15 protein-coding genes and 2 pseudogenes are annotated in these 18,727 nt (G+C 64.2%); 4 read left to right on the top strand and 13 right to left on the bottom strand.

Features of this window, described 5'->3' with window-relative positions:
* Window positions 1–2: 2 nt before the first annotated feature.
* From MPN20_RS10680 to MPN20_RS17535, 13 genes and pseudogenes are all read right to left on the bottom strand, one after another.
* Window positions 3–458, bottom strand: a complete 456-nt coding sequence (locus tag MPN20_RS10680) for a DUF4383 domain-containing protein (RefSeq protein WP_242781949.1) — start codon at window positions 456–458, stop codon at window positions 3–5.
* Window positions 459–694: 236 nt separating this feature from the next.
* On the bottom strand, window positions 695–2,608 hold the full coding sequence (locus MPN20_RS10675; protein ID WP_242781947.1) for an AarF/UbiB family protein: 1,914 nt from the start codon (window positions 2,606–2,608) through the stop codon (window positions 695–697).
* A gap of 3 nt (window positions 2,609–2,611) precedes the next feature.
* A complete protein-coding gene (locus MPN20_RS10670; RefSeq protein ID WP_242781945.1) occupies window positions 2,612–3,169 on the bottom strand; it encodes a PadR family transcriptional regulator in 558 nt (185 codons plus the stop codon).
* A 180-nt stretch (window positions 3,170–3,349) separates the two neighbouring features.
* Window positions 3,350–3,910, bottom strand: coding sequence for a dihydrofolate reductase family protein (locus MPN20_RS10665; protein ID WP_242781943.1), 561 nt, complete (start codon window positions 3,908–3,910; stop codon window positions 3,350–3,352).
* A gap of 334 nt (window positions 3,911–4,244) precedes the next feature.
* Window positions 4,245–5,024, bottom strand: a complete 780-nt coding sequence (gene pstB, locus MPN20_RS10660) for a phosphate ABC transporter ATP-binding protein PstB (RefSeq protein ID WP_242781941.1) — start codon at window positions 5,022–5,024, stop codon at window positions 4,245–4,247.
* 147 nt (window positions 5,025–5,171) lie between these two features.
* Window positions 5,172–6,311 (bottom strand): phosphate ABC transporter permease PstA, encoded by a 1,140-nt coding sequence (pstA, locus tag MPN20_RS10655; RefSeq protein ID WP_242781933.1) that lies wholly within the window; start codon window positions 6,309–6,311, stop codon window positions 5,172–5,174.
* Between the two features lie 2 nt (window positions 6,312–6,313).
* Complete coding sequence (pstC, locus tag MPN20_RS10650; protein ID WP_242782000.1) at window positions 6,314–7,204, bottom strand: phosphate ABC transporter permease subunit PstC; 891 nt, start codon at window positions 7,202–7,204, stop codon at window positions 6,314–6,316.
* A gap of 237 nt (window positions 7,205–7,441) precedes the next feature.
* On the bottom strand, window positions 7,442–8,545 hold the full coding sequence (gene pstS, locus MPN20_RS10645) for a phosphate ABC transporter substrate-binding protein PstS (protein WP_242781931.1): 1,104 nt from the start codon (window positions 8,543–8,545) through the stop codon (window positions 7,442–7,444).
* Between the two features lie 275 nt (window positions 8,546–8,820).
* The gene (locus MPN20_RS10640; RefSeq protein WP_242781929.1) at window positions 8,821–9,795 is read right to left on the bottom strand and encodes an NUDIX domain-containing protein; all 975 of its coding nucleotides are present in this window, start codon (window positions 9,793–9,795) and stop codon (window positions 8,821–8,823) included.
* Window positions 9,792–11,936 (bottom strand): RNA degradosome polyphosphate kinase, encoded by a 2,145-nt coding sequence (locus MPN20_RS10635; protein ID WP_242781928.1) that lies wholly within the window; start codon window positions 11,934–11,936, stop codon window positions 9,792–9,794. The genes MPN20_RS10640 and MPN20_RS10635 overlap by 4 nt, the downstream gene beginning before the upstream one ends.
* Before the next feature lie 4 nt (window positions 11,937–11,940).
* A complete protein-coding gene (gene mshD, locus MPN20_RS10630; protein ID WP_242781926.1) occupies window positions 11,941–13,005 on the bottom strand; it encodes a mycothiol synthase in 1,065 nt (354 codons plus the stop codon).
* Between the two features lie 134 nt (window positions 13,006–13,139).
* Window positions 13,140–13,424 (bottom strand): annotated as a pseudogene (locus MPN20_RS10625) (winged helix-turn-helix domain-containing protein); the annotation flags it as partial.
* Between the two features lie 276 nt (window positions 13,425–13,700).
* Window positions 13,701–14,039: pseudogene (locus MPN20_RS17535) on the bottom strand (transcriptional regulator); the annotation flags it as partial.
* Window positions 14,040–14,201: 162 nt separating this feature from the next.
* Between MPN20_RS17535 and MPN20_RS10620 the strand changes: the two are divergent.
* From MPN20_RS10620 to gabT, 4 genes are all read left to right on the top strand, one after another.
* Window positions 14,202–14,963, top strand: coding sequence for an ammonia permease (locus MPN20_RS10620; RefSeq protein WP_242781924.1), 762 nt, complete (start codon window positions 14,202–14,204; stop codon window positions 14,961–14,963).
* A 229-nt stretch (window positions 14,964–15,192) separates the two neighbouring features.
* A complete protein-coding gene (locus tag MPN20_RS10615; protein ID WP_242781922.1) occupies window positions 15,193–15,792 on the top strand; it encodes an FABP family protein in 600 nt (199 codons plus the stop codon).
* A 1-nt stretch (window position 15,793) separates the two neighbouring features.
* Complete coding sequence (locus tag MPN20_RS10610; protein ID WP_242781920.1) at window positions 15,794–16,957, top strand: folate-binding protein; 1,164 nt, start codon at window positions 15,794–15,796, stop codon at window positions 16,955–16,957.
* A gap of 354 nt (window positions 16,958–17,311) precedes the next feature.
* The gene (gabT, locus tag MPN20_RS10605) at window positions 17,312–18,676 is read left to right on the top strand and encodes a 4-aminobutyrate--2-oxoglutarate transaminase (protein ID WP_242781919.1); all 1,365 of its coding nucleotides are present in this window, start codon (window positions 17,312–17,314) and stop codon (window positions 18,674–18,676) included.
* Window positions 18,677–18,727: the final 51 nt, after the last annotated feature.

Genomic DNA, 18,727 nt, shown 5'->3' with positions numbered 1-18,727 from the left:
ACTTACCGCTGCGAGACGGTGCGAGCCTTGCGCCCGAACACGATGCCGGTCGTGACCATGGCTACTGCAAGAACAAAGTGCAGCCAGTTGTCGGCGGTGTTGAGCGGTACGAAGTTGCCCATCGATTCCATCGGAACGACGAGACCGTAGATCCACAGCACCCCATAGACGATGCCGCCGACGACGAGGTAGGTCTTCGCCAGTCCTCGTGACCTCAGCCCTAGAAGGCCGACGACTCCGAAGAGCAGGTGGACGATGTTGTGCAGGACCGAGACCTGGAAGATTCCCAGCAGTGCGGCGTGGGAATGGTGTCCTGCGAACATGATCGTGTCCAGGTCTTTGGTGATGCCTGGGACGAAGCCCAGGATGCCCACCAGGAGGAATACGGCACCGAAGACGGCTGAGACCATCTGGATTCGGCTGCGGTGTGTGCGGGTGGATTCGGTGTGTGTAGTCATGGCGGTCCTTTCAGCGATTCTTGTTGTACATCAGCTGATTCGGAGCCGTAGCCAGTGTGGATGGGTCCGCCTGTGGTTTTTTTGCCGCGACTTGAGAATGCGCCGGTCACCTCGAGTTGGCAGCTTGATGCCCGCGCTCGTCTACGGCTGTGTCGGGCCGTTCCAGTGTGTGCTGTTGGCGAGGTCGGCGGTGCTGGTGCTGTTGGCGGTGTTGGCGGGGTCGGATGACCGTGTTGTCACAGCCGCCGGTGACGGCGGCTGAGTCTCCTCTGTCGCAGCAGGGTGGACAGACTGTGGATGAGCGCCGGCACCGAGGCGATGAGCAGCAGTGCGCCACCTAGTGCTGTCGTGGACATGAGCACGGCCCCGCCGACGACGAAACCGGTGAACAGCACGGCCGAGATCACCCCGCGGGCCAGAAGTTCGAGGCCCGCGACCCGACGATCCAACCGGGGCGTGGCCACCGAGAGTTCGCCGTTCTCGAGCCTCTGGACCAGGCTGTCGAGCCGACCCGGCAGCCCCAAGGTCAGGCGCACGAAGTTGAGTGCCTCCTTCGCCACAGTCCCGGCAGCGCCGCTCTTCTCCCCCTCGATCAGTTCGCTCGCATACGGTTCGACGACCTCCCAGATATTGAACGAGGGATTCAGCGAGCTGCACAGACCCGACACCATGGAAAGCGAGCGGATGATGAGGAAGAGGTTCTCGGGCAGCTGCACGGGCAGATCCCGCACCACCGATTCGAAATCCGTGGAGAAGGCTCGCAGCTCCTTCTCGTCGACGTCGCGCAGCTGTGCGAATCCCATGCCTCCGAACCGTGCGAAGAGTGCGGTGAGAGTACGTTCGAGTTCCTCCGTGTCAGCACCGTCAAGCAGAACTCCGATGAGTTCGACGCTGGCGACGAGGCGGCGGGAGTCCCGCATTGCCACGGCGATGATGAGCTCCCGCAAGCCCGTTCGCAGGCTATCGGGTACGTGTCCCATCATCCCGAAGTCGACGAACGTCAGATGCCAGTCGGCCCTCGCCGAGGCTGGGCCTGGCGAGGTTGGCCCCGCCGAGGTTATCCCTGCCGAGGTTGGCCCCGAGGTTGTCCCCGGGTGGGCAGGTGTCACGAAGATGTTGCCGGGATGGGGATCGGCATGGAAGAACCCGGTGCGGAAGAGCTGGTCGAACATTGTGTGCGCGAAGGCCGCAGCGACCTCGTGAGGGTCGATCCCGGCTCGATGCAGTGCAGCGACGTCGTTGGCTTTGATCGCCGTGACGTCCTCCATGGTCAATACCTGCGGTGTGGTCTGCTCCCAGACGATCCGCGGAACCTGTACCCGGGCCGATCCGGTTGCAGAAGCGGCGGTGTCTGCCGACTCAGCTGCATCCGTGGCAAAGGCCTCCGCAGGCTTGGCGAAGGCCTCTGCATCCGTGGCGAAGGCTTCCGCATTCGCGGCTTCATGGAGATAGTCGATTTCCTCGAGGCTGACATGGGCGAACTCTTCGACCAGAGCCGGCATATCTACGCGGCGGGAGACGAACCGAACTCGGGAGAGCCACCCGGCGATCCGGCGCAGGGCACGCAGATCGACCTCGACAACGTCAGCGATGCCCGGGCGCTGAACTTTCACAACCACCTCGGCGAATCCGAACTCTCCAGCCAACTCCGGGGTCAGAGTGGCCGAGTGCGCCTGACCTAAGGATGCGGCAGCCAGCGGGCGTGGACCGAAGGAGTCGAAAGCGTCGTTGAGATCCATGCCCAGCTGTGCCTCGGCGAGGGTGCGGATCTGCTCGAACGGGACAGGTGAGACCTCGTCCTGCAGGCCCTCCAGCTCCTTGGTGATCTCGGGTGGGAGAACATCCATGCGCGACGAGAGGAACTGACCCACCTTGATCATCAGCCCGCCGAGGTCGACGGCCAGGACGCGGAACCTCGTGGCCGTTGACAGCCAGCGCTTCATTCGGTTCCTTGCCGCGAACCGGCTCAGGCCGATCCTCGGCAGCATCATCTCGAACCACCAGGCCATGACCAGCTGGGCCGAGGCGAAGCGGAGGATCCGACCGTAACGAGCCCTGAGGGTTCGCTTCTGATCGGGGCGAACCCGTTTGGTCGGCTCCGAGGCTACGCGTTCCCGAGCCGGAACGTGCCGCTCGGTTCCCGCCGTCATCCGTCAGTCTTCGGCGAGGATCGAATACAGCTTGCGCTTGGTCTCCTCGAGTGCGGTGACCGCCTCGGCGACCTGTTCCTTGTTGCCGGAACGGCCGACCTGAGCTGCTGCCTGTGCAAGCTCGACACCGGCCTTGGCCAGGTTTGCGGCCCTGGGGGCGTCAGGTTTCTTCGCCGATTCCCATGGGGCGTTGGACTCAGGCTCGGCTTCGACCTGCTCGCGTCCGAGCTCGGTGAGCGAATAGGTCTTGCGCCCGCTCGAGGACTCCGCGCTGATGAGACCCTCATCCGTGAGCAGCTGCAGAGTCGGGTAGACCGATCCCGGGCTGGGCTTCCAGCTGCCGCCGCTTCGTTCTTCGATCTCTTGGATGATCTGGTAGCCGTGCATCGGTGCCTCGGCCAGCAGTGTGAGGATTCCGGCGCGGACGTCCCCGCGGTTCATGCGGAAAGGCTGCTTAGGGGAGAACGAGGAGCGCAGCTGCTCTACCGCCTCCCAGATGTTGGCACCGCCCCAATCTCCGCCTCGGCGAGAGAAGCTTCCGTGCGTGAATGGCTCGTTCATGATGACCTCCAGGTCTGGCTGTGTCGCTCTGGCTGTACTGCCTTGACGATATATAACGATATATCGGCGATCTGTTGCTGGGAAGGTCGTTCGGTCGATTGCGGAGGCAACTCCCAGACCGTGTACAGGCGGATGCGACGAAGGGATTCAGTCACGCTTTGCCGCTGCCGAAGGCAGTAATCAGTCGTGCCGCGGCCCGTAGGTCACCAGCAGATTGCCCTTGGCGGTCTGCTGCACATCGGTCAACTCGAGCCGCTTCGGTGCCTCACCGCCGAAGATTCCGCGGCCTGCGCCAGCGACCACGGGATGTATCGCTAGGGTCAGCGCGTCGATGAGTTCGGCGTCAAGCAGCTGGCTGACGACGGACAGTGAGCCCTGCACCGCAATATCTCCTCCGGGGCCCTCCTTGAGTGCTGTGACGTAGTCAACGAGGTCTCCGGTGACGAGCGTCGAATTGGACCAGGTGATGTCTTCGGGGGACAGGCTCCTCGACGCGACGTGCTTGGGAGTCGAGTTGATGAAGTCGGCGAACATCGTGTCCTCGCCTGAGGTCATATTCGGCCAATACCCCGCCCACTCTTCGTAGGTGGTCCTGCCCAGAATGCAGTCGTCGACACGGTTGATGGCTCCGGTCATCCACTGGCCCAGATCATCATCGAACGAATCGAACTGGAAGAGGTTTGGGGCCGAGGCAACGCCGTCGACCGAATGGAACAGGCTGGAGATGAGTCTGCGAGTCATGGGATTCTCCTCATTGAGTGGTTGAGCTATGACTGTGAAGACAGGCTCAGCAAGCAGCCCGCAACTTCAACAATGATCGCCGACCGGGTGCGCGTCAACCACTCAATCATGCTGGGGGAGCATCATGCTGGAGGAGCGCAGACGTGGCTGGCGAGGCGGAGTCGGCATCGCAGGTGTCGACGCAGCCGGGAGCGCATGTGCCAAGAGATCAGAAAACGGTTGGCATGTTCTGCTCGATCCAAGTGTCAGGTTCGAGCAGAACATGCCAACCGTTTGAGGCTGCGGCTGCGGCTACGGCAGCGGCGGCGGAGGCGGAGGCGGAGGCCGCCTCAGATCATCCGAAGCGACCGGAGATGTAGTTCTCGGTCTCTTCCTTTTCCGGGTTGGAGAAGATCGACGAGGTCTCGTTGAACTCGATGAGCTTGCCCGGCTTTCCGGTGCCAGCGATGTTGAAGAACGCAGTCTTGTCGGACACGCGAGCGGCCTGCTGCATATTGTGCGTGACGATGACGACCGTGTACTTGTCCTTGAGGTCGTTGATGAGGTCCTCGATGGCCAAGGTCGAGATCGGGTCGAGCGCGGAACACGGCTCGTCCATGAGCAGGACCTCTGGCTCGACGGCGATCGCGCGGGCGATGCACAGACGCTGCTGCTGACCGCCGGAGAGTCCCGAACCGGGCAGGTTGAGCCTGTCCTTGACCTCGTTCCAGAGGTTGGCGCCGCGCAGGGCGCGCTCGGTCAGCTCATCTGCCTCTGACCGCGACATGCGCTTGTTGTTCAGTCGCACGCCCGCCAGCACGTTCTCCTTGATGCTCATGGTGGGGAACGGGTTCGCGCGCTGGAACACCATTCCGACCTCGCGGCGGACGTTGACCGGGTCGACCCCGGGGCCGTAGATGTTGTTGCCGTCCATGAGGATCTCGCCGGAGACGCTCGCGCCGGGGATGACTTCGTGCATCCGATTGAGCGTGCGCAGCACGGTGGACTTGCCGCAGCCGGAGGGGCCGATGAACGCCGTCACCGAACGCGGTTTGATCTGCATCTGCACACCGTCGACGGCACGGAAGTCGCCGTAGAAGATGTCGAGATCCTTGATGTCGATCTGCTTGGACAATGTGTTTCCTTTCGAAGGAACGTCTGGAGCAAGTATTGCGTAAGTCTGTGGAGAACTCAGGTCCGCCGTTTCGCTGGACTGCAGTCGCGAGTCCAGCGGGCGCCTGCGAGTCCAGCGGGCGCGAGCCCAGCGGGCGTCAGTGCGCCATCAGCGTCCGGCCTTCGGAGCCAGCACCTTCGCGATGATCCTGGCGAGGAGGTTGAGGACCATGACCAGGGTGACGAGGACCAAGGCTGCCGCCCACGCACGCTCCGAGCTTGCCAGAGCGGCGTCGCCGGGGGAGACCGGGCGCAGCTGCGAATCGTAGATGTAGGTCGGCAGCGTCGACATCCAGCCGGAGAACAGGTTCCAGTTGAGCGTCTTCGCGAACCCGGCCGTGACCATGATCGGTGCGGTCTCGCCGATGACACGCGCGATGGCGATGGTGACACCGGAGAGGATGCCCGACACCGAGGTGGGCAGAACGATCTTGACGATCGTCTTCCACTTCGGCACGCCCAGGGCGTACGAGGCTTCGCGGAGGTCCATCGGCACCAGCCGCAGGATCTCCTCGGTGTTGCGCACGACGATCGGGATCATGAGCACCGACAGGGCGACGGCAGCTGTGAAACCGGTCTTCGCGATGCCTGCGGCACCCGGCATGATGACGTTCGCGATCGTTGAGAACAGGGCGAAGGCGAAGAGACCGGCGACGATCGAGGGAATGCCCGTCATCACGTCGACGAGGAAGGTGATGGCCTTGCCCAGCTTGTTCTTGCCCGAGTACTCGACGAGGTAGATCGCTGTCAGCACACCAATGGGGATCGAGATGATGCAGGCGGCGACGGTGATGAGCACGGTGCCGACGATCGCATGGTAGAAACCGCCGGACAAGGTGGCCTCACCAGCAACGTACTGCTGATCGAGGACACCCTTCATCCCGAGCATCGTGCGAGAGAGGAGGTCGCCGTTGATGGCGGCGCCGCCCTTGGAGACTGTCAGCCACAGCAACGAGATGAGGGGAACGCAGGCGAGGATGAACGAAGAGGTGACGATCGTCGTGGCCGCGCGGTCAGTGGCTTTGCGGCGGCCTTCGTAGGACATGGAGAGCGCGAAGACGGCCACGATGTTGATGAGGCCGGCGAGGACCGCGACGACGGGAATGTTGAACCCGCCGAAGGCGATGAAGCTGATGATGATCGCGACGATGATCGAGGCGACGGCGATGACCCACGGTGTGGCCTTGGGCAGCTGCTTCGAAGTCAGGGTGCGCGACTTGGCCGTCGAATTGTCTGAGGTAGTCAACATTCTCAACTGCCCTTCACTGAGGTTTTGGCAACAATTGCACGCGCCGCCATGTTCACCAGCAAGGTGATGACGAAGAGGACCAGGCCGACCGTGATCAGCTCGGACAGACGCAGACCGGCCGCCTCTGGGAAGTTCTGTGCGATCTCGGAGGCGATGGTCTGGTTGCCGCTGACGACCAGCGATGCGGTGAGCAGTCCGGGGGAGAGGATCATCGCCACAGCCATGGTCTCGCCGAGCGCACGGCCGAGGCCGAGCATGGTCGCCGAAGCGATGCCCGACTTTCCGAACGGCAGCACCGACATGCGGATCATCTCCCATCGGGTGGCACCGAGGGCAAGGGCAGCTTCCTCCTGCAGGCGAGGAGTCTGCAGGAAGATCTCACGGGTCAGGGAGGTGATGATCGGAAGGATCATGATCGAGAGCACGAGCGAAGCTGTCAGCAGAGTGCGGCCGGTGTTCGACACCGAACCGTCGGCGTCGGGGGCGAAGATCGGGATCCAGCCGAACCACTTCGACAGCCACAGGTAGAAGGCTGTGAGGTTGCCGGCCAGGGCGATGCCCCACAGTCCGTAGACGACGGACGGGATCGCAGCGAGGAGGTCGATGACGTAGCCGAGGACCGGGGCGAGCTTGCGCGGGGCCATGTGTGTGGTGAACAGTGCAATGCCCAACGCGAACGGTGTGGCCACGAGCAGAGCGATGGCTGAGGAGATCAGCGTGCCGACGACGAGGGGCCAGACATAGGCGAAGAAGCCGTGACCGCCGGTGATCGAGCTCGGATCACTGATCTGAGCGTTGATCGTGTCCTTGGACTGTGCCAGAAGGAACAGGGCGACTCCTGCCAGGATGAGCAGGATCAGGATGCCGGCGATGAGTGTCGCTGCCGAGAAGATCCGGTCGCCGGGTCGGACGACGGCCTTCGGCGTCTGGGCTGGTCCGGACGCGGGTCGCGAGTCCGGATCAGGTGCTCCGGCAGGGCCGGAGACTGTGGTCTGTGTGCTGGTCGGCACAAGTGCTCCTCAAGAAACTTGCGATGGATCCGACGGGCGGATCCTGAGACACCGAAAAGCGGCGCAGTGGGAGCTGCGCCGCTCTTCGACTTATCGAATTACCAGGTCAGAGGCCAAATTTCAGCCTGCAACCTTGATGGAGTCGATGACGGTTTCGATCTGCGAACGCAGGTCGTCGGACAGCGGAGCCGAGCCTGCGGAGTCCGCAGCCGACTTCTGGCCCTTCTCGGAGATAACGAACTTCTCCCAGGCCTTGACCATGTCCACGGTCTCCTGGTCCTTGTAGGACGAGCAGACGAGGTGGTAGGAGACCAGGACGATCGGGTAGGCGCCCGATTCCTTGGTGTCGCGAGCCAGGTCGAAGGCGAGGTCGCCTTCGCCGCGTCCCTCGACCTTGTCCGAGGCGTCGACGACCTTGGTCGCGGCATCAGCGGAGAGCTCGACGAACTCGTCGCCGACCTTCACCTTGGCCTTGGACAGCGATCCGACTGCCGAGGCGTCGGCGTAGCCGATGGCTCCGTCGGTGTCGGTCACGGTCTGGACGACACCGTCGGTGCCCTGAGCTGCTTCGCCGCCGAAGTCCTTCGGGAAGTCTCCGCTGACCTCTGCGTCCCAGGTCTTCTCAGCGGTGGCCTTGAGGTACTCGGCGAAGTTCTCGGTCGTTCCCGAGTCGTCGGCGCGGTGGACTGCGGTGATCTTGAGATCGGGGAGCTTCGCGTCCGGGTTGTCGGCCTTGATGGCCTTGTCGTTCCAGTTGGTGATGTCGCCCTTGAAGATCTTTGCGATCGTGTCAGGGGAGAGGTTGAGGTTGTCGACGCCCTTGACGTTGAACGCCACAGCGATCGGGGAGATGTAGACCGGGAACTCGAAGGCACCGTCGGCGCCGCACGCTTCTTTGCCCTGCTTGACCTCGTCATCGTCGAGGTGGGCATCGGAACCGGCGAACTGAGCGTTGCCCGCGAGGAACTGCTCGCGACCTGCGCCCGACCCGTCGGGAGAGTAGTTGACGGTGACTCCGGAGTTCTCCGAGGTGAAGTCTGCCGTCCACGCGTCCATCGCGGCCTTCTGCGAGGAGGCGCCGATGCCGGTGAGCGTGCCCTTCAGGTCACTATTGCCACCGCCGGATGCTTCCTCTCCGGTGGCGGATGCTCCGCCGCAGGCCGACAGGGTGAGTGCGCCGACTGCCAGGATGGCAGCGGATGGGGCAAGGTGCTTCAGCTTCACGAAGATGCCTTTCGATTTGAGAACACAGCTCGAGATGTCTCGATCTTTCGTGTCCCACGCTAAGGATCATGCGTAAAGCCTGGGGAGTGGCTGGATGAATGGAAGGTGAATGAAACCTGAAGGCTCGGATTCCACCTGAGTGCTCGGTCACATGAAGTCCCGGATCTGTGAAAGCGTGACCGCCGAGGCGGCTCTGCGTACCCGTCCGGCGCGCGATTCACAGCACCGCTGGGACCAGGGAGAACACCAGTTTCTCGGACTCAGAAGCGAGTGCCTCAGGAGTCGATTGGGCGGATGCGCTCGATGTCGACGATGCGCGGCACGGCACCCGGTCGCACATAGGCGATGAGGACCTCGCCGGGCTTGAGATACGGGTCCGTCTTCGGCAGCTTCTCGGAGATCCGCTTCGGTGAGTGCTGCGTGTAGATCTCGAGGATCGTCGGCAGAACCGGGCGGTGGGTGCAGTAGATGACGGGCTTGCCTTTGGCGAGCAGCTTCTCGATGAAGCGGATGGTCTTGTCCGGATTCGCCGCTGTCGACTTCTCGCTTAGGCACGAGGCCTTCTTGATCGTCTTGCCGGTTGCCGCCGCCAGCGGAGCGAGCGTGGCCATGCACCGCTTCCACGGACTCGAGATGAGCTTCTTCGTCTCCCAGGCGGAGAGCAGGCCGGTCAGCGCCATGGCCTGCCGGGTGCCCAGCGCCAGCAGCGGGCGCACATGTTCGGTCTCATGCCACTTCGCGCGCGGGAACGCCTTTCCGTGCCGTACGAGGATGAGCGGCCAGGCCCGTAGGGCATCGGTCGCGTCGTAGGTCTCGAGCGCATCGAGCTGATCGCGATCAGCATACGAGGTCAGCTTGGTTCGCGCTTCGCCGACGGGGAACCAACGCACCTCGTCGACTTCGCGTTTGTTCATCGGTGTGAACGAGTGCTCGCCCGTGACCTGGGCGGACCAGTAGAAGACCTTCTTGAGGTTCTTGCCGCCGACCATGTACTCGGCGGTGGGTAGGGGGACGCCGAGGTGGATGTCGAGTCCCGTCTCCTCCCTGACCTCGCGGATCGCGGTTTCGGGCAGAGTCTCACCGGACTCCACCTTGCCCTTGGGCCACGACCAGTCGTTGTACCGAGGGCGGTGGATGAGGGCGACTTCGAGACCGTCAGGTCCGCTGCGCCAGCAGACGGCGCCGGCGGCGAGGATATCGGCAGAGACGCGCGAGGAGGCCTGCGCGGAGCTGACCGATGCCGAGCTCACGCTTCGTCACCGATCTGCCGGCGCTTGCGGTGCCGACGGATGAGCTCCGTCTGGTAGTCGGTGAGCTGATTGCCGTCATCGTCGTGGGTGCTGCGCGTCCACTTGCCGTCCCCGGAGAGCACGAACGCCGAGGTGGTGTCCGCGAATGCGAGATCGAAGAGTTCGATGACTTCGGCTTTGTGGTTCGGAGCGACGAGCTCGACGAGGGTCTCGACCCGGCGGTCGAGATTGCGGTGCATCATGTCGGCCGAACCGATGTAGACCTTTTGCTCGCCGCCGTTGCCGAAGACGAAGGTGCGGGAGTGTTCGAGGAACCGACCCAGCACCGAGCGGACCCTGATGTTCTCACTCAGTCCCGGGATGCCCGGTCGCAGGGCGCAGATGCCGCGCACGAAGACCTGGACGTCGACCCCGGCCCGCGATGCCATGTAGAGGGAGTCGATGATGGCTTCGTCGACGATCGAGTTCACCTTGATCTGGACCGAGGCACTGCCACCCGCCTCGGCGATGGCGATCTCCTTCTCGATCAGCTCGATCAGCCCGGTCCGGACCCGGTTGGGGGCCACCAGCAGGCGGGAGTACTCGGCGCGCGGGGAGTAGCCGGAGAGCTGGTTGAACAGCTTGGTCAGATCGTCGGCGACGTTCTTGTCCTTGGTCAGCAGACCGAAGTCCTCGTAGCCGCGGGCGGTCTTCGGGTGGTAGTTGCCGGTGCCCACGTGACAGTAGCGCGTGAGCCCCTCGGCTTCCTGACGGACGACGAGGGAGAGCTTCGCATGTGTCTTGAGTCCGACGATGCCGTAGACGACGTGGACGCCGGCGCGTTCGAGCTTGCGGGCCCAGGTGATGTTGGCCTCTTCGTCGAAGCGGGCCTTGATCTCGACGACGGCGAGGACCTGGATGCCGGCCTGCGCGGCGTCGACGAGAGCGTCGATGATCGGGGAGTCACCCGAAGTGCGATAGAGCGTCTGCTTGATCGCGAGCACGTTCTTGTCGTTGGCGGCCTGTTCGAGGAAAGCCTGCACGCTCGTGGAGAACGAGTCGTAGGGGTGGTGGAGGAGGATGTCGCGGCTCGAGATCGCCGAGAAGACATCGACCTGGTCGCTCGACTCCCGCAGAGAGAGGTCCTTGTTCATCTGCGGGACCATCTTCGGGAAGTGCAGATCATCGCGCGGCACGTCGGCGATGTCCGACAGGCCGGAGAGGTCGAGCGGCGTCGGCAGATGATAGATCTCGGGCTCGTCGATGCCGAGTTCGTCCTTGAGCATCTCGCGCACACGGGGGTGGATGTTCTCCGTGATCTCGACACGCACGGCGGGGCCGAAGCGACGGCGCAGCAGTTCCTTCTCGAGTGCCTTGAGGAGGTTCTCCGCATCGTCCTCTTCTACCTCGAGGTCTTCGTTGCGGGTGACGCGGAACGTCGAGTGGTGGATGATCTCCATCCCCTCGAACAGAGTGTCGAGGTGCTCGGCGATGATGTCCTCGAGCGCGACGAAGCGGGAGGGGACGTCGCGGCCGACGGGCCGGTCGGTGGCCGTGGCGACGTTGAAGAAGCGGGGCAGGCGCGGCGGTACTTTGACCCGAGCAAAGAGCTCCTTGCCGGAGTCGGGGTAGCGCAGCAATACGCCGAGGTTGAGCGAGAGGCCCGAGATGTAGGGGAACGGGTGGGCCGGGTCGACGGCGAGCGGGGTGAGGACGGGGAAGACGTGAGTGGCGAAGAATTCGTCGACGCGGGCGCGCTCCTCGCCGGTGAGCTCGTCCATCGAGACCTTCGTGATCGACTCCGCGTCAAGACGGGGGCCGATGTCGGTCTTGAGTAGCTCGGCATGGCGGGTCATCAGCTCGTGGGCCCGCACGCCGATCGCATGCATGACCTGCAACGGCATGCGACCGGTCACGCTGGGCACGGCCAAGCCGGTGTTGATGCGGCGCTTGAGTCCGGCGACGCGGACCATGAAGAACTCGTCGAGGTTGGTCGCGAAGATCGAAAGGAACCGGACCCGCTCGAGCAGCGGGATCTCAGGATCCGAGGCGAGGTCGAGGACGCGCTCGTTGAACGCCAGCCAACTGAGTTCCCGGTCGAGGAAGCGGTCTGCCGGTTCCGGCAGTTCCAGTTCCCTGCCGACTGCAGTGATGTCGTACATCGATCTACTCCTGAGTGCTCTGTGATGAGGAAGAAACGCTGTCCTGCACAGAGGCATCGTTGCGTGGTGACGACGCTGCGCTCTGCGATGGGGATGCCGGCGCATAGGACACATGCGCCACCGCGACGTGGAAGCCCAGCCGCTCATACAACCCTAACGCGCGAGGGTTGTCGGACTCGACGTAGAGTTCGATCGCAGCCACACCTGCCGCGACCATCCGCCGCATGCCTTCGATCGTCAGGGCCTTGCCGACTCCCTTGGCGTGGATGGCCGGGTCGACTCCGACGACGTACACCTCGCCGAGGCGACCCTGGTCATCCGTGTCCGTGATCTTGGTCTGGTGGAATCCGATGACCTGTTCAGTCCCGGTCGCTTCGACGGTGGCGATGTCGTGACTTGGCCTGGCTTCTGCAGCGTCGACGGCCTTGGCGGCGATGACCACGGTGTCCGGGTCGAAGTCGGGGGCGTCGACGATCTCGGCGAAGTCCTCGGGTGTCTGCGATCCCTGTTCGGGATGCCAGTCGAAGGCCGCGTTGTTCACGCGCAGCCAACCTGCTTCGTCACCCGGTTGGAAGGATCGGATCGTGACACCTGCAGGAGGCGACGTCTGCGGCAGATCGTCGAGGCTCAGACCAGAGTCTGTGCGCATCTGATAGAGCACTCGGTCGCGGCCGAGCCCGTGCTTCTCCGCGAGGTGCTTGGCCGCAGGGTGGTCGCCGTGGGACCAGCACCAGGAGTCGGGCTGCTCAGCGAGGATCGTCGAGAGCAGAGCCTCGCCATGTCCTTGGCCGCGGTGGTCGGGAGCGATGAGGAACTCGGCTGCGTGACGCTCACCCTGGAGGGCGCGGATGCCGAAGCCGATGAGAGTGCTCTCGTCATAGACCCGCCAATCGCTGGAAGCGGTCTGCGCGGAGTGCGATTCGTCGTCTCCGGTGGCGATGTCGAGGAGGCCGCCTGAGATCTCGGGGGAGCCGTCGGCCGAGCTCACGCGGTCGAGGAAGTCCAGCTCCGCCTCGGTGAGGGGGGCGATGGCGTTTCCCATCACGGCTCCACTGGCTTCGATCCTCATACCTTCACGTCCTCTTCCTTCGGTGGTTCTGCTTCGTGCGGTTCCTCAGCCTGTGCACTGGTCGTGCCGTCGTCCGCGTCAGATGGCTCGTCCGTCGCGTCCGTCTCGTCCGCCTCGTCCTCGGTCACGGAATCGGGGCTGAAGCGATAGCCGACGTTGCGCACCGTGTGGATGGCGGTCTCAAGGTCCTTGCCGAGTTTTGCACGCAGACGGCGGACATGGACATCGACGGTGCGCGTGCCGCCGAAGTAGTCATCGCCCCACACTCCGAGGAGGATTTCGTCGCGAGTGAACACCCGGTCGGGATTCATCGCGAAGTACTTGAGCAGGGCGAATTCGCGGTAGGTCAGGTCGAGGCTGCGCCCACCCAGATCGGCGGTGAACGAAGTCTCGTCGATGCGCAGCGCCCCGCTGACGACGACCATCGGCTCGCTGTCGCCGCCCCACTGTCCGCTGATGCCCCACTGGTCGCTGCTGGTGCGCGTTCCGAAGCCGATCTGGCGTCCCCCGCCGGCCAACTGTCCGAAACCGGAATGGCCGCCGCTGCCGCTGTGTCCGACGCCGCTTCGGAGGCCGCCCTCGGCGCGTGATCGGCCAGCCGGACCGAGGCCGCCGGCACTGCCGGGTGCGGATGCACGGCCCGGGCCCGCAGTGGTGTGGACGAGCGCCGTGAATCGGTCACGGGCCATGCGCAGCCGGGCGTCCACCTCGGCGGGGCCGGCCGTGGTGAGCATGATGTCAGCCACATTCCACCGTGCTGACGCCGTTGCCAAACCACCTTCGCTGAGCACGACGATGACCGGGGCCGCGATGTTCTTCGCGGCGACCGCCTCGGCGATGGTCGGTGCCAGGGACAGGTCGAGGCAGGCATCGGCGACGATGACGTCGACGGCGGTCGAGGGACTGTCCCTGGCATCGAGCGCGGCGAGTTCGTCGAGCCCCAGCCGCTCGATCTGATGGCCCAGGTACTGCAGAGACTCGGGCGCGAGCGGAGAGTCGGCCCGGGAGGCAGGGCAGATGTGCAGGATCCGCATGTGCTCCCCCCATCTCCTCGGCGTGTGTCGTCTGGAGAAAGTATACCGAGACCGCACCCGCCGAGGTCTGAAACCGCGGTCGGATCGCGTTGCCACAGCCGGATGAGGCACGATAGTCCTGTGATCAGATGGATTCGAGTAGCTGTTGCCATAGTTCTGGCGTTGGCCCTCAGTGCCTCCGTGTACTGGGGCTACACCCTGTTCCTGCTGGCCACAGGACTCATCGTCTTCGGTGTCGCTTACGGATGGCCGCGCCTGACGGACTCGCCCCAGCCTCGTGCGACCTCGATCATGCTCGCCCTCTTCGGCGTCGCGGGACTCCTGGCTGCTTGGCGCGACGATACTGCGCCGTACCTCGACTGGCTCCCCGTCCTGGCGGGCCTCGGACTGCTGTGGGTGTTCGTGCAGAACCTCACGCGCGGCATCGGCGCCTCTGATGCGGTGGCGAACGTCTCGGCCCAGGTCGCCGGCGTCGTCATCGTCCTGTCCGCCAGCACGTGGGTCGCTGCGATCACGGTCCCCGGAGACAAAGAAGCCATTGTCGTCGGGTTGATCGCACTCATCGTCGCAGGCTGCATGACGGCTCTGCCCTGGCCGGCGATCTACACCTCTCCGCTGGCCGTTGCGATGTCGACGGCTGTGGCCGGAATCCTCTCGGTGCTCGTCCTCGAGAATTCGCTCAGCCTGCCCGCCTCCCTTGTCCTCGGCGCGGTCATGGGACTGCTCGTCGCCGCGGTCGACCGGATGCTCGGGCTCGTCGCCCATGCGAAGTACCAGGCGGTCAACCTCGAGCTGTCCCAGAACATCGAGCTGAAGAAGAACGTGGAGAAGGCCCGCAGCTTCGCCGTCCAGCTGGCGCTCGGAGCCACTCCCATCGCCCTCGGAGGAGTCGTCGTCTACTCGCTCGAGCGCATCGCACTCTGAGCACCGGCGTCGAGTCCACGAGGCCCTCGTCTCACGACCTGCTCACCATGTTCTCGCGGTGGGGCACCGAGTGGGCAGTCCACTGCGGTCGAATGTAGACTGGAGGCATGGAAAACCTCGTCGCTCTTGAAATCGTCTTCTCCAGTCTCGTCGGCCTGGCCGCCCTCGGCGCCCTGGGCGTCGCCGTCAAGGTCATCACCTCGATGTTCAAGACAAATCACTGAATCCAATGATCGAACTTGATTCCTCGATCAATCCCGAGCTCGTTCCTCTGTCCTGGCTCATCGGGTCGTGGGAAGGCGTCGGAGTCGTCGGCTATGCCGACACCCCGGAGAAGCAGTTCGGCCAGCGCATCGACTTCGTCGCCCATGAGGGCACACCGTACCTGCAGTACACCGCCCATGCGTGGCTGCTGACCGATGACGGCGAACTCGAATCGACGCTGACGCTGGAAACCGGGATCTGGCAGCTCGTCCGCCCGCATGATGCCGGAGACGTGGGACCGGGCATGCTCGTGCCGACCCAGGAGCCCAGCTTCACCACGGCAGCAGCGGTTGAGACCCTGCGCACGAATGTCGACGGCTTCGAGATCGAAGCCGAGATCGTCCATCCGCACGGCGTGATGGAGCTCTACGCAGGTCTCGTCAAGGGACCGCGCATCGACCTCTCGACCGATGTCGTCGCCCGCACGAAGACGGCCAAGGAATACACGGCGTCGACGCGCATGTACGGCCTCGTCGGCGGAGAGTTGATGTGGGCCTGGGACATGGCGGCACTCGGACACGAACTCGCGACCCACTCTTCGGCGCGGCTGAAGAAGCTGTCCTGAGATGACCGAACCTGAGCCAGTCGTGCAGACGCGCCCGTCGTCGCTGTCGCGTGGGTTGAGTTCGACAGCGGTCGTCGGACTCGGCGAACTCCAGCACACACCCCTGCACTACGGATCGCCCCTGCGGGAGCAGCGGGCCCTGGTCGAGAAGGGCGCCATCGTCGATCTCGCCCACCTGCGGGTCCTGCGTCTGAGCGGAGCTGATCGTCTCACCTGGCTCAACTCGATCACGACGCAGAAGCTCGACACTCTGGCCACGGGCGTCTCCACGGAGACCCTCGTGCTCGATCCCAACGGCCGCATCGAAGGCTGGTTGCGACTCATCGACGACGGTGAGGCGCTGTGGGCCATCAGCGACTTCCGCACCGACGACACTCTCGAATTCCTGCGCAAGATGGTCTTCATGATGCGCGTGGAGATCGAAGACCTCAGCAGCGAATACCAGTGCATCGGCGCCGTTCGCGCTCTTCCGGAGTCCCTGCCCGTGACACAGCTGTGGGCTGATCCATGGCCGCACATCGGCACGGGCTCGGCCTCGTACGCGCAGGTCGACCTCGGTCACGAGGTGGTGGCGGAGGACCACCCCGGTCTTGAGACCCCGTTCGTCATCGGGATCGTCAAGCGCGAGGACCTGAAGTCCACCTCGGCGAGCGAATTCACAATGGCCGGATTCGACTCCTGGGAGGCCCTGCGCATCGCCGCTTGGCGCCCGGGTCCGGGCGAGATCGACCATAAGTCGCTCGTCGGCGAACTCGACCTGCTCCGCACTTCCGTGCACCTGGCCAAGGGCTGCTACCGCGGCCAGGAAGCCGTGGCGCGCGTACACAATCTGGGCCAGCCGCCTCGGCGCCTCGTCTTCGTCCACCTCGACGGTTCCGGGCATATCCAGCCCGAAGCCGGCGCCGAGGTGCTCGCCGAGGTCCGCGGTTCCGAGCGGTCCGTGGGTCAGCTGACCTCGGTCGGGATGCATTGGGAACTCGGACCGATCGGCCTGGCAGTGATCAAGCGCAACCTCGCGGCAGATGCCCCGCTGAACTTCGAACTCGGAGACGACGGCGGACGCGTCGACGGCGCCCAGGAGACCATTGTTGCCGTGGCGCGCGAACACGACCGTGAGCTGCCGGGACGCAACAAAGACGTCGACATGCGGAATCAGCACCGCTAGGTTTCTCCCTCGGCGGAATCTGTGGCTCCGGCCACAGAATTCGTGCCCGATGCTGATCTCGGACACCGGCAGCGCTGCTGACGATCGATGTGAAGAGGCCCACTCTCAGTGGGAATCTGCATCCGGTGCACGGGCGTCCGGCGCTGTCCGAGGCCCGACATTGCGCGGATCTTGGAGATGCTTCAGCGATTTGCGCCGCCGTGCCGTCACGTCGATCCAGGGTGCTCCGGGCAGTGCGGAATCCTCTGCGAAGTTCGACGGAATTCGCATTCATCGCGGGCTCGCCCCATTCGTTCTGCCCACCCTGCGGACGGCGTGTGACAAAAGCCGTCGTGAGGCCCTATTCTTCCCCGTATGACAGCTTTGGAAATTGGCGGCGAAGCTCTGCCGCAGGAACGTAAACTCGTCACCGAGATCCCCGGGCCGAAGTCCCGTGAGATCGAGGCGCGCCGCAAGTCCGCAGTGGCCCCAGGAGTCGGTTCCAGCCTGCCCGCCTATGTGGTGGCTGCCGGTGGGGGAATCCTTAAGGACGTCGACGGCAATCAGCTCATCGACCTGGGCTCGGGCATCGCTGTGACAACTGCCGGCAATGCCAACCCGCGCGTGGTCAAGGGCGCTTCCGAGCAGCTCGAAGCGTTCACGCACACCTGCTTCATGGTCAACCCGTACGAAGGCTACGTGGAGGTCGCCGAGGCGCTCAACCGCTTGACCCCGGGTGACCACGAGAAGCGCTCCATCCTGCTCAACTCCGGCGCCGAGGCTGTCGAGAACGCCGTCAAGATCGCCCGTGTCCACACCGGTCGCGATGCCGTCGTCGTCTTCGACCACGCTTACCACGGCCGCACGAACCTGACGATGTCGATGACTGCGAAGGCCACCCCCTACAAGGCCGGCTTCGGTCCGTTCGCCGGTGAGGTCTACCGCGCACCGATGTCCTACCCGTACCGCGACAACGACGCGGCCGGCACCAAGGTCAGCGGCGAAGATGCAGCAAAGCGCGTCATCACCATGATCGAGAAGCAGATCGGTGCCGAGAGCGTCGCTGCGATCGTCATCGAGCCCATCCAGGGTGAGGGCGGCTTCATCGTCCCGGCCGAGGGCTTCCTGCCCGCACTGGTCGAATTCGCCAAGGAGAAGGGCATCGTCTTCGTCGCCGACGAAGTCCAGTCGGGCTTCGCCCGCACGGGCAAGATGTTCGCCTCCGAATGGGAGGGCATCGTCCCCGACCTCATCACCACTGCGAAGGGCATCGCCGGCGGTCTCCCGCTTTCGGCCGTGACCGGTCGCGCGGAGATCATGGACTCGGTCGGACCGGGTCGCCTCGGCGGCACCTACGGCGGAAACCCCGTCGCCTGTGCGGCAGCACTCGGCGCCATCGCCTCCTATGAGGAAGACGGACTCGTCGACAACGCCGGACACATCGGCGAGATCGTCACCGCCCGCCTCGAGAAGCTGCAGGCCAAGTACCCCGAGGTCGGCGACGTTCGCGGACGCGGTGCCATGATCGCTGCCGAATTCGTCCAGCGCGACTCGATCGATCCGAACCCGGACCTGGTCAAGAAGATCGCGGACTTCTGTGCGAAGCAGGGTGTCCTCGTGCTCACCACGGGAACCTTCGGCAACATCCTGCGCTTCCTGCCGCCGTTGACGATCTCCGATGAGCTCCTCAACGATGCGTTCGATGTCATCGAAGAGGCTGTCGCCGCTTCGGTGGCCTGAGCCTCAAGGACTCTCACAAACTCAACGCTTCAAATAGCAACCTGACGGCGG

Source organism: Brevibacterium sp. ZH18, from assembly GCF_022748595.1.
Classification (GTDB): domain Bacteria; phylum Actinomycetota; class Actinomycetes; order Actinomycetales; family Brevibacteriaceae; genus Brevibacterium.
Note: the sequence above shows the minus strand (reverse complement) of the source record. Positions and strands in the feature narration are given on the sequence as shown.